Below are 11,985 nucleotides of genomic sequence, written 5' to 3'. Positions count from 1 at the left end.
TTTTCCGGAGAGTTTTTTATTTTTAAGGATCAATAAAAACACAAATACAAATGCTTGTTAAAGTCTCAGGAGCTGCCATTCATGGCGTTTCAGCACAAATTATTACCATTGAAGTTAATGTAGATCAAGGCGTTGGGTATCATCTGGTTGGCCTGCCGGATAATGCTATTAAGGAAAGCAGCTATAGGATATCTGCAGCACTTAAGAATTCCGGATTCAAAATTCCGGGTAAGAAAATTACAATCAATATGGCTCCGGCGGATCTGAGGAAAGAAGGTTCTGCTTATGATATGAGTATTGCTTTGGGGATTTTGGCAGCGTCAGATTTGATCAAAGCGGAAAGCTTAGGAGATTATATTATCATGGGAGAATTGTCTCTCGATGGTGGACTACAGCCAATAAAAGGCGTTTTACCTATTGCGATCAAGGCGCGAGAAGTTGGTTTTAAAGGGATAATTCTGCCAAAACAAAATGCAAGAGAAGCGGCTATTGTTAACAATCTTGAAGTTTATGGTGTTGAGAATATCAAACAGGTTATTGATTTTTTTAACGAAGATTTGCCGTTAGAAAAGTTTGAAATCGACACCAGAAAAGAATTTCAGGATAAAATTGATCATTTTCCTTTCGATTTTGATGAAGTGAAAGGTCAGGAAGCGGCCAAGCGGGCAATGGAAGTGGCAGCTGCGGGTGGACACAATATTATTCTGATAGGTTCTCCCGGCAGTGGAAAAACAATGATTGCCAAACGTCTCCCGAGTATTCTTCCGCCTTTAAGCCTTAAAGAGGCTTTGGAAACAACAAAAATACATTCGGTTGCCGGGAAAATGGGAGCAGAAACATCCTTGATGACCATCAGGCCTTTTAGATCACCACACCACACAATTTCGGATGTAGCTTTGGTAGGCGGCGGTAGCTATCCTCAACCTGGTGAAATTTCTTTAGCTCATAATGGCGTTTTGTTTTTAGATGAAATGCCAGAATTCAAAAGAACAGTATTAGAAGTGATGAGACAACCACTGGAAGATCGTGTTGTAACAATTTCCAGAGCAAAGTTTACCATCGAATATCCTGCAAGTTTTATGCTGGTTGCAAGTATGAATCCAAGTCCTAGTGGCTATTTTCCGGATGATCCCAATAATACATCTTCTGCCTTTGAGATGCAGAGATATATGAACAAGTTGTCAGGGCCGCTTTTGGATAGAATTGATATTCATATCGAAGTTTCAAAAGTAGAATATGAACAGTTGGCCGAAAAACGAAAAGGAGAAAGCAGCATCAAGATCCGTGAAAGAGTAGTGAATGCGAGGAATATACAAACCAAAAGATACGACAGTCTTGACATCAGTTACAATGCTCAAATGGGACCAAAGGAAATTGAAAAATATTGTGAGCTGGACGAATATTCGCAATTATTGATCAAAGCGGCAATGCTGAAACTTAATCTCTCCGCAAGAGCCTACGACAGGATTCTAAAAGTGGCAAGAACAATTGCAGATCTTGAAAATTCTGAGAATATTCAAGGTGATCATATTTCTGAAGCGATACAGTACAGGAGTTTGGATCGGGATTTTTGGAATGCTTAAAAATTATCTTTGCTGAAATGATTTTTGGATTTATTGTTTATTAATGTGTTATAATAATTTTATCACATTAATATTTGTGTAATCAGGATAGTCGCCAGAATCTTCATATATATTAGTGTCTATAATATTATAATCCGACGGCGATCCTATAAAATAAATTGGCTGAATGTTTTGTGGTGGATTATATTTTACACCATTTTTAAAGCCATTTCCGAGCAAATTTATTATCTGAATATTTCCGGAAGTCACATTTTCAAAAACAATCGAGTAATTATTTGTAGGAAGTAATCTATTAAAAATATTTCCTATAAAATTATGAGCTCCAGAGCTTTGTAAATTTAAGTAAGCGTCTCTTGTGTTTCCTTCAAAATAGCAGTTTATGACGTTTAAAGAATTTCTTCCATCATCACCATTAAAGGTTATATCAATAACAATACTATTTCTTTCAAATACACAAGAATCAAATTTAACATTGTGAATTTTACGCATCTGACAACAGAATTGTTGATTTTCAGCAAATCTACAATTGACAAAATTATAAGCGTTTGGATTTGTACCACCATCACCTGGATCTTCTCGATGAGCCAACAAAGCAATATTGCTCCCTACTATGTTTAATTTATTAAAGTGTCCACAAACAACATCTCTTAGAATAAGGCCATAATTAAAATCTACAATTGAAATATCGTGCATCTCTATTCTTGCATTTGTAACCACAATTCCTAAACCAAATCTCAAAGGAGGTATAAATGGAGGTTTATCTGTTCCATTTCTTTTTATTGAGAGACCTCTGATTTCAAAATTAATATTCGGATTATTAGAAAAAATATTAAAAACACCCGAACTTTGATTTGGATCATCATTTTGGCATATTAATCTTGTTATACCATCTCCTGAACCATGTATGGAATAACTAGAATAATTTGGAGTATAATCAAGATTAATTGTTAATGATTTTTCTCCTAACCAAATTTTGCCAGCGGGCAATAATAATCTTCTTCCGAGTTTTAAAGATGTATTAATTGCATTTTGTAAGTTATCTCCGTCATTAGTAGCATTATCTGCTATGATACCAAACATTTTAGCATTAATTCCTAAAGAAGATTCATAAATGGTTTTATTAACATAATAAAATTCAACTCCGTGATAAATTTTACTTCTGAATATTACATTGTCGGGAGATAAAAAAGAAGGAGGAAGATTCGTTATTTGTTCATAATAGTGTATTTCGTATGTATAACTATCAATTAATTGAATGCTTAAAGAATGAGGATCGGAGCTTGAAGGGGAAAAAAAATCGTTTGTGAAAATCATATTAGAAATTTTTGCATGGCTGTTAGTTTTGAGTATTATTATCTAATACATAAAATAAATATACAAAATATTCTATTTACCTGTATATTTTTTACCTGTATATTTTTAAAATATGCCGCCTTCATTCCGATTTTCAAAAAATGTGTCAGCAGCCAGATTCGCAGATTTAGCAGCAGCAACGGCCAGCTGGTCACAAAGCTCGTTTTCAGGATGACCGGCGTGACCTTTGATCCAATGGAATTTAGGTTGATGAAGTTGATATAATTGATAAAATTCTTTCCAGAGATCAGGGTTTTTAACATTTTTCCAGCTGCGTTTGATCCACCCTAAAATCCATTTCTGATTAATCGCATCTGCAACATATTTGCTGTCAGTGAAAATGTGAACATCATTGTCATTCGTTTTCAATTGTTTGAGAGCGACAATAACAGCCATCAGTTCCATACGGTTATTGGTGGTTTTTCGGAAGCCTTTGGAGAAGGTCTTCTGGTATTTTTTTCCGGGCACACGCATCAGGATCCCATAACCGCCTGGTCCTGGATTTCCGCTACAAGCACCGTCAGTAAAGATTTCGATTTTTAGAGACAAAGTTGTTGAATTTATTATTACGCAATTTAAACAGTAAATACGATATGAAGCAATTTAAGTTATCTCTTATAAGCTTGTAATAAAGTTGAGCCTTATTGGTAATATATTCTACTAAAAAGCAGGAACCAAGTATTTGATCCCTGCTTTTTTTATTAATCCTGTTTGACAATGATTTGATGACTTTCTATTTTACTGTCATAAATTAATTTCAAGGTATAGACTCCTGGAAAAAGTCCCTTAACCGAAATGCTTCCAGTAATGTCTTTGAATTTTATGCTTCTTTGTTTTATACCAATAGCATTGTATAATTCTGCATTTACTTCAGAGGAAGAAAGTTTATTTGAGGTACTTAATGGGGAAATTTTTATAAAATCATTTGATGGATTTGGTGAAATAGTAAATAAATCTGCTTTTTCCAAATCTCCTTTTATTGTATTAGGCTCATAGAAAAATAAATTTTGCCAAGGCCCCCATTCACAGCTGTTTTTTGTTCGTACTTTAATAATTACAGGTCTCCCTCCGAAGCTATTAAGGTAGACAACGGCTGTTTTACCAATTACCTTTGTTCCATTATTATAAACGTTGGTGTATTCCATACAGCTTGGATAACCATCAGAAACAAACGTAAAGTTCCCATCTACTTTCTCCCACTCAAAATCTGTGTTGTTGGAATCCGACCAACTTTTATCCATCCCGATTGCATCAAAGGTAATACAGTTTTTCTTTCCTGCGGTCATAACATAATTTCTAACTGTGCATGTTGTATCATAAGGATTACAAGTTCCCATATAGGACACTGGACCGCCCATATGTAGATTTTTTGTAACAGTCTGTCCGTTCTGAAATGTTGCTGTAATAATACCCTGTCCTTGATATAATGATTTGACATTTACAGTGTAATCAGTACTGCTTACAATCTGTAAATTTGGAGAAACGTTCCAAATGACTTTACTTGGCAACTTGCAGGGATCTGCAAAACTATAAGATGCAGTCTGATTAACACAGATTTTATCAGTACCCTGTAAGGCATCAGGGGCAATTGGAAACCAAGGAGCTTGTGGCTGACCATCCAGTTCTTTCATAAGCCAATTAACACTATCTTCCGTAAATGAAGTATGCTGAGTATTTTCTGAAGAGCCATAGTAGCTGTCAAATGGCGTCTCACCACTACAAACAAGATTTCTTTGCAGACTTTCTGCCCAGTTTCTGTCAGGGTTTTTAATACCTAATGAGGAAAAAGTAGGAATGAAAGAGTGATTGAATTGGAAATCTCTTAGTTCCCAATAAGAACTTCCGTAGTGATTAGCAAACCAATATCCAATATTATCAGTGGTATATTGCCAGAAACTTCCACGTACACCATCTACAACAGGCTTTCCTAAAATTGCATTAGCTATGTCATTTTGAGCAGGGTACCAACCTCCTGGTACAGTGTCCATATTACCTCTGGAATTAATGTTAGGCGCATAAGCATAGTGATAATCGAATGCTTTTTTAAAGTGAGCTATTTTTTGAAAATCTGTGTTATACGATGGCATGAAATAGCTTTCAAGACTCGCCATATGAATAGTAAAAGTCCATGTCATTCCAAAAATCAATGGAATTGTAACTTTTGTAAATGCTCTAATATTCAGAGCCAATTGATTGTTATTTCCTTGGGTTTTTCCGGTTAAAGAACCATTAGTCAAAGCAATTTTTCTTAGGTTTACAGGATAGCCATTTGAATTTGGCAGACCATTCGTAAACATATTATTATAGTATTGCTGGTAAAAAGGGTTGCCTGAATTTGTAGAAAATCCCTGTGCAGTTATTCTACCGTTCAGGTTATTTGTATTTGCATTGTAATCATAATTATCACCAATAGTTATAGGATCTCTGTGAAATTCTATTAACTGTTGTCTCGCAGCAGGAGCTCCTAATAAATTGTCATACATCTCTCCTGCATCCAAACTGTTTCCTTCTACTTTTAATAGATGAATCAAAGCTTGGTCACCTAATGGTATGTTTGCACCTAGGTGAGGACTGTCTACACTAATCCAAAGGCGGGTGTTGTGATCAATTCCCTGTTTTTCAAGATTTGCTAAGGCATAACGGGAAATCTGCCCTCCCATGCTTGGTCCCACAATTGCAAGCTTTTCACTGCTTCCATTGAGCTTTAGTTGTGAGTTTAAATTTTTTATAAGCGTTGCCAGAGCAAGAGCATTTCTTTCAATGAAATCTGCACCACCATTTACCTCGCGGGAGCTTGCAGAACCACAGGAAACTACATTGTAGGGTGCTACTGTACTAACACAATAGGTGGGCTGATTTACGATAGTGACGTCGTAGCCTTTTCTTCGAAGTTCATTGATTAAATCCTGTTTTATTATTTCACCATTTAGTTTCTTCTCATAGGTCATCATATCTTGGATAGAATGATCTCTGTCGGGGTTATAATTAACATAATCGCAGGCCAGTATCTTTCTTTTGTCTCCGGGATCGAAACCATCAACTATGATAACAGGCTTCAATAGCTTTTTCTGAGTATTGTTATTATTAGTATGATAAAAAATACGGTAATCAATTTTCCCTTTAAAAGCAAAAGGCTCATTATAGCCTTTAAATTCGGTGTCTGAAACAATAGAAAAATCGTCCGCCAAAGTATCTCCGTTGCAGAGAGATGTTGTTCCTTTTACGGCTTTGGTCGCACCATCAACATATTTCAGAAAGAAACTACCATAGGTAGTGAGAACAGTATCATCCATAAATGTAAAATCAAATTTCAGGTTTTTGATTCCTGTGGAATTATAATTAACAGTAATACTTGTTGGTTTGAAGAGTCCATCCCCTGTAATCATTCTTGAAACTCCATCTCCAAAATCTACGTATAAAGATTTTATGGGCTTTGAACTATGACTGAAAATAAGATTGTTCTTAAACATAAAAGTTATGCTGCTGCCGGTAGTTTCCTTTTTTAATGGGGATGCCATAGTAAGATCTATTGGCAAGAATGGGGGCCGTCCAGGTATCTGTGCAAATTTTTTAGTGTTGGTATCATAAGTTAGTCCGCCGGCAGATGGATTATCCGGATTATAGTTCAATACATGGAATGTCGTGTTTATGATCCCGACTTCTATGATATTTGATTTGTATCTATTTGCATCTATGATTTGATGAATAGCGGTATTAGAAACAAACTTTGTTTGGTTACTTGCAAAATAAAGGTCATTTAATGTCTGTTCAAAGATTTTCGAATCCGCAGAGTTAAGTCCTGTTGTCATATTATAATCAAAAATAGGCGTGTACATTCCTGATCGTTCATAGATTATTCCACTGCTTACTGAAGATTGATCAACATTTGACAGCTGTTGATCCAGTTTTTGTGCGTATGTCTTTCCTAACCATAAAGACATACAGAGAATCATGATTTTTTTCATAATTTTGAAGTGTTTAAAAGATTAATATTTAATTATTGATTTTTACCAGAGAGACAAATTGCAGTTTGTCTCTCTTTTATTTACATTGGAGTTTGAGATGTCGAAGCTATTATTAGCAGATAGCCTAAGAGTATAATTGCACTGATGATTCCTAAAGTTAATCCGACAGTTTTTATATAGTTTATTTTCTTATTCAGATGTTTGCTACAGCTAACCTATGATCTTACCTTTCATGTCTTTATATTTGTATTTCCATCAGCTATTTTTAAATTTCTGACTCGTAATCTAAAGTTCCAGTTCGTATGCTTTTTTTGTATTTATGTCAACATTTTATATTCTTCCCAATAATTGTAGCAGCTTAACGCGCAACAAAAGCTTAGGAATAAATATTTCATAAAAGTAAATTGAAGGTTATGGAAAATTTTGGTTGCCAATAGTTGCGGTATTAATATCGAAACGTCCGTCTATGATCTCGATGGTTTCTTTACCATCAGCTGACCTTAACTTTCCTGAGAATGTACCAGATACTATGGGCTGTCCTCCATATTTGGTAATGATAGTTTTGCCGGAATTTTCATACGAGGTGTACCATTTCCATGTACTGGTATTGTAATCAAATGCTTTTACATACACATAATTTTGCATTAGACCATCTATACCATGTTTAAAATTAGAATCCATCCAGATATACTCTCCTGTACCTTTGGTAGGAATATCCTGTAGGTGCATCCAAAAATTATTGATTGGCTTCCCATCTTTAAAATTATTGACATCTAATTCTCGATATAAATTAGAACCTTCACTCGTGTCGCCCCACCAAGTAACAGCATTGGCGCTTCCGGCAGTACTGAAGCTTCCGTCTCTGGGGTAGAATAATTTTCCGTTAACCAGACAGCCAAAAGTATTGGCACCTGTTTGTGTTTCGGCGGGAAGTTGTGAAGTATTATCTGTTTCAGTATCATTATCTCTACTGCAACAAATTACGATACATAATAGAAGAAAGATTAAATTTTTCATAATATGGGATTATTTTTTTTCTAAAGGTACTTTAACAGCGCAAGCAAAAAAATAATCGTAATTAAGAAATTTTCTACTTTATGTTAAACATAAAAACCGTTTCGGTCAGAAAACGGTTTATTTTTTATAGAAAGCATTTTTTGTTTTGGAGAAATATTCTGGAGTAACGCCAAGATAAGTCGCAATAATTTTATCCTTGACTCTTCTATTGATTTCAATAGAATCGGTAAGGAATTTTTCTACCCTTTCTTTTGGTGTCAGCATATTCATAAACTGGAAATGCGATAGATGCCGGGCGATAAACTGTTCGAGTATTTTAGCATAAAGCTCGGTCAGAACGTGTGACTGTGCAAGCATCTCATAAAAATTTTTCCGCCTGATATAAAATACGAAAGTGTCTTCCAAGGCTTGTATGTTTTCTTTATTCACTGCCTGTCCGGAAAACGAAATAAGATTGGTACAAAATTCATTTTCTAAAATAAAGGTTCTTGTTACTTCAACATTTAATGGGGTAAAATAAAAAATTCTGAGAGAACCCTTGATAATAAAAAATAGCTTGTCACAATCTTCAGTGTCCGAAATGATAATTTGGTCTTTTCGTACTTTAAATAAGTTAAAATTCTCTGAAATCAATTTTTTGTCTGACTCCATTAGTTGTTTACCAATACTTATTCTTTTGAAAATATTATGAATGATCATCTGTGGATTTTCTATAAAAATACACAATTGGCTTAATAAAAAACAACTAATTATATCACTTGTTTAGATTTAAGAAAGTGGTGCAATAATTTTAGAAAGGCATATCATCATCGTCATCATCATTCATTGCAGAGCCGGATAACTGATTATTATTCGGAATTCCAAATGCTGAATGAGGATCACTTGTAATAGTAATTCTGTCGAAACCAGAAGGTTCATCTTTTTGTCCAAAGTTGGAAGGTGTATATTCGTAATTGGTTCCGAGATCAGCAAACTTACCAATGTTCTTATGGAATGCTAATCGAACATCCGCAGTTGCACCATTTCTGTGCTTGGCGATAATGATTTCTGCCTGATTTTCCGTGCTGGTTTCTGCGCCTTCTTCATCATTATCCCAAACCGCAATTTTGTAATATTCGGGACGGAAGATGAAGGATACGATGTCTGCATCCTGCTCAATAGCTCCGGATTCTCTCAGGTCAGAAAGCATTGGTCTTTTTCCGGGTCTCGTTTCCACGGTTCTGGAAAGCTGAGAAAGTGCAATCACGGGAACATTCAGTTCTTTTGCAATTGCTTTTAATGAACGCGAAATCATTGCAATTTCTTGCTCACGGTTGCCACCACCTTTCCCGGAACTGGCTGTCATAAGCTGGAGATAATCGACCATAATGATTTTCACGCCGTGTTGCATTACCAATCTTCGACATTTTGCACGGAAATCGAAGATAGAAAGCGAAGGCGTTTCATCAATATAAAGCGGTGCATTTTCCAAAGCCGAAACGTTCGTAAATAACCTTTGCCATTCATCATCAGACATTTGTCCTTTTCTCAGTTTCTCGGAAGAAATACCGGTTTCGGAAGAAATCATCCTGGTAATTAACTGAACTGAAGCCATTTCCAGGGAGAATAATGCCATCGGAATATTGTGGTCCACACAAATGTTTCTTGCCATTGAAAGGATGAAAGCGGTTTTTCCCATCGCCGGTCTTGCAGCAATAATGATGAGGTCAGAGTTTTGCCAGCCTCCGGTTTCTTTATCCAAAGCAGTAAATCCGGACGGGATTCCTGACAGCCCTTCCTTATCTTTTAGCGATTTGATTTTGTCAATCGCTTCTTTTACTAATGAATTGGCTGTGTCGAATCCTTTTTTAATGGTTCCGTTCGTGATTTCGAAGAAAGATTGCTCGGCTTTATCCAGCAATTCGAAAACGTCGGTGGTTTCTTTGTAAGAACTGTCTATAACGTTAGCGGAAACATTGATTAATGAGCGAAGGATAAATTTCTCAAGGATTACACGCACGTGATATTCGATGTGGGCAGAAGAACTTACACCCATTGTCAGATCGATGATGTAATGATCGCCACCGGCAAGGTTCAGTTTTTCATTTTTTTTCAAATCCTGAATCACCGTCATTAGATCAATTGGCGAATTACTCTCGTACAATTTCAAGATTGATGAAAAAATCGTTTGATGCCTCGGATCGTAAAAAACATCGGGGGTTAACAAATCGATAGAATGGTCAAGACCCTTTCTGTCAATCAAAAAAGTACCGATGACGATTTTCTCAAAATCCAATGCGTTGGGCGGCATCTTGCCATCCGAAATAGATAATTCCTTTGCAAAATTACCGTGAATCAAACTCGATAATGTTTCCTTTTCTGCCATTGTACAAAGATAGTTTTTTTGATAGGTTGAGGTCAATGAAAATCCTAACAAAATTATTCACAATTCCTGCAAACACCTTTTGCTGCAAGAAATCGTATGTTAGTAATTTTTAAAAGTCAAAGAAATCTGTAACAAAATGTACAAAATGCGAACTTAATATATAGAAAATCTAATAATATACAGAATTCATTACATTTAACAAAAAATAAACTTTATGCTGCAACGATTCATCAGATTAGAATTCAAAAGTTTTTTCCGCTCAAGTTCTCTGGCAGCCAATATTGTCGTTAAGATTTTCCAGCTTCTGGGAGTCTTATACATTCTTGCCATATTTGTTTTTGCTGCTTTCGGTGCATTTTATTATCCGAAAAAAGAATTACATATCGATCCATTGCCCTTCATTAGCAAGTTTCTCATTTATTGGCTGATAGCAGATTTGTTCCTGAGATACTTTTTCCAGCAAATGCCAACACAGAATATCAAACCGTTTCTGACGATGAATATCAAGAAAACAACGCTGGTCAATTATATGATCAGCAAGACGTTTCTGTCATTTTTCAGTTGGAGCGGACTTTTTATTTATTTGCCATTGTTAGGAATTTTGCTTTATAATGATTATTCCGTTTTGGGCAGTTTTTCTTGGGTTTTTGCACTGATTATTTTGAGTTTCAGCATTAATCTGATTAATATCCTTCTCAACGGTAAAGATTTAGCTATTTGGATTATCGGTGGACTTTTAGTTCTTGCGGGCGGATTGGACTATTATAATGTTATTGCTTTATCATCGGCTTCTGAGAAGTTTTTTATGCTTTTCTATAATCATTGGTTCGCGCTTGTATTGCCGATTGCACTGTTTGCAATTCTCTACACCATTTGCAGAAAATTCATTTATGACAATTTCTATCTTGACAAAGGCCTGGAAATGAAACAGGAAGTCGGGAAAACAGAAAACATCCGGTTTCTTAATAAATACGGCGTTCTCGGCACTTTCATCAACAATGATATCCGAATGATAAAACGAAGCAAGGCTGCAAAATCCATTGCTTTAGGAAGTTTTCTGTTCTTGTTTTACGGTTTGCTTTTGTTCAGTTCCCCAGCTTACAAAACCGCTTATATGCAACTATTTATGGGGCTTTTCGTAACTGGTGGATTTCTGTTTTTGTTTGGCCAGAGAGTGCCGTCTTTCGACAGTTCTTACTATCCACTGATGATGACGCTTAACGTTCCTTACAAAGAATATCTGAAAGCGAAATGGTGGATGATTGTCAGTGCTGTGGCTGTGAGTATGGTTTTGGCAGTTGGTTATGCGTTCGTAAGTTGGGATTTGTATTTCACGTTTTTGGCGGGCGGACTTTATAATATTGGTGTTAATTCTCAGGTTGTTCTGCTGTCGGGTGCGTTTAACAAAAATCCGATTGACCTGAATGCGAGAGGAAAAACATTAGGCAAGAAAAACAATTTCAGTTTCAAAAATATCCTGCTTCTCTTACCTCAGATGATCTTACCGATGGCGGTTTTCGGCGTTTCAAAATATTTTTTCGGAACAACAGTAGCTGTGGCGAGTCTGGGTGTTTTGGGATTGATTGGTTTTTTCCTAAGAGAAAAATTCTTCGATTTCATTGTCAAATTGTATAAAAAAGAAAAATACTCAACCATCAAAGCCTTTAAAGGCAATTAGACTTAAAATTTTGTCTTCGTTAAG

Annotated in this window: 8 protein-coding genes; 2 read left to right on the top strand and 6 right to left on the bottom strand. The window is 35.7% G+C overall.

Features of this window, described 5'->3' with window-relative positions:
• Positions 1-50 precede the first annotated feature (50 nt).
• Positions 51-1,583: a YifB family Mg chelatase-like AAA ATPase gene (locus QOL71_RS04295; protein ID WP_283415733.1), complete on the top strand. Its 1,533-nt coding sequence runs from the start codon at positions 51-53 to the stop codon at positions 1,581-1,583.
• 48 nt (positions 1,584-1,631) lie between these two features.
• Here the strand turns inward: QOL71_RS04295 and QOL71_RS04290 are convergent, their stop codons facing one another.
• The 6 genes from QOL71_RS04290 to dnaB form a co-directional block, all read right to left on the bottom strand.
• Positions 1,632-2,897, bottom strand: a complete 1,266-nt coding sequence (locus QOL71_RS04290; RefSeq protein ID WP_283415732.1) for a hypothetical protein — start codon at positions 2,895-2,897, stop codon at positions 1,632-1,634.
• 105 nt (positions 2,898-3,002) lie between these two features.
• The gene (rnhA, locus tag QOL71_RS04285; RefSeq protein WP_283415731.1) at positions 3,003-3,485 is read right to left on the bottom strand and encodes a ribonuclease HI; all 483 of its coding nucleotides are present in this window, start codon (positions 3,483-3,485) and stop codon (positions 3,003-3,005) included.
• A 152-nt stretch (positions 3,486-3,637) separates the two neighbouring features.
• Complete coding sequence (locus QOL71_RS04280; RefSeq protein ID WP_283415730.1) at positions 3,638-6,901, bottom strand: T9SS type A sorting domain-containing protein; 3,264 nt, start codon at positions 6,899-6,901, stop codon at positions 3,638-3,640.
• 411 nt (positions 6,902-7,312) lie between these two features.
• Positions 7,313-7,918: a Riean_0653 family protein gene (locus QOL71_RS04275; RefSeq protein WP_283415729.1), complete on the bottom strand. Its 606-nt coding sequence runs from the start codon at positions 7,916-7,918 to the stop codon at positions 7,313-7,315.
• Positions 7,919-8,035: 117 nt separating this feature from the next.
• The gene (locus QOL71_RS04270) at positions 8,036-8,617 is read right to left on the bottom strand and encodes a Crp/Fnr family transcriptional regulator (protein ID WP_283415728.1); all 582 of its coding nucleotides are present in this window, start codon (positions 8,615-8,617) and stop codon (positions 8,036-8,038) included.
• Between the two features lie 91 nt (positions 8,618-8,708).
• On the bottom strand, positions 8,709-10,283 hold the full coding sequence (gene dnaB, locus QOL71_RS04265) for a replicative DNA helicase (protein ID WP_120211971.1): 1,575 nt from the start codon (positions 10,281-10,283) through the stop codon (positions 8,709-8,711).
• Positions 10,284-10,497: 214 nt separating this feature from the next.
• On the opposite strand from dnaB, the gene QOL71_RS04260 reads away from it, so the two are divergent.
• Positions 10,498-11,961: a DUF5687 family protein gene (locus QOL71_RS04260; RefSeq protein ID WP_283415727.1), complete on the top strand. Its 1,464-nt coding sequence runs from the start codon at positions 10,498-10,500 to the stop codon at positions 11,959-11,961.
• Positions 11,962-11,985: the final 24 nt, after the last annotated feature.

The sequence above is a fragment of the Epilithonimonas pallida genome, from assembly GCF_900182975.1.
Classification (GTDB): domain Bacteria; phylum Bacteroidota; class Bacteroidia; order Flavobacteriales; family Weeksellaceae; genus Epilithonimonas; species Epilithonimonas pallida.
The sequence above is the reverse complement of the archived record's forward strand: the minus strand, read 5'-3'. Positions and strand labels throughout refer to the sequence as shown.

Coding starts and splice junctions, on each gene's coding strand:
- QOL71_RS04290 (WP_283415732.1), bottom strand. CDS start 2,897: ATGATTTTCACAAACGATTTTTTTTCCCCTTCAAGCTCCGATCCTCAT.
- dnaB (WP_120211971.1), bottom strand. CDS start 10,283: ATGGCAGAAAAGGAAACATTATCGAGTTTGATTCACGGTAATTTTGCA.
- QOL71_RS04275 (WP_283415729.1), bottom strand. CDS start 7,918: ATGAAAAATTTAATCTTTCTTCTATTATGTATCGTAATTTGTTGCAGT.
- QOL71_RS04295 (WP_283415733.1), top strand. CDS start 51: ATGCTTGTTAAAGTCTCAGGAGCTGCCATTCATGGCGTTTCAGCACAA.
- QOL71_RS04280 (WP_283415730.1), bottom strand. CDS start 6,901: ATGAAAAAAATCATGATTCTCTGTATGTCTTTATGGTTAGGAAAGACA.
- QOL71_RS04270 (WP_283415728.1), bottom strand. CDS start 8,617: ATGATCATTCATAATATTTTCAAAAGAATAAGTATTGGTAAACAACTA.
- QOL71_RS04260 (WP_283415727.1), top strand. CDS start 10,498: ATGCTGCAACGATTCATCAGATTAGAATTCAAAAGTTTTTTCCGCTCA.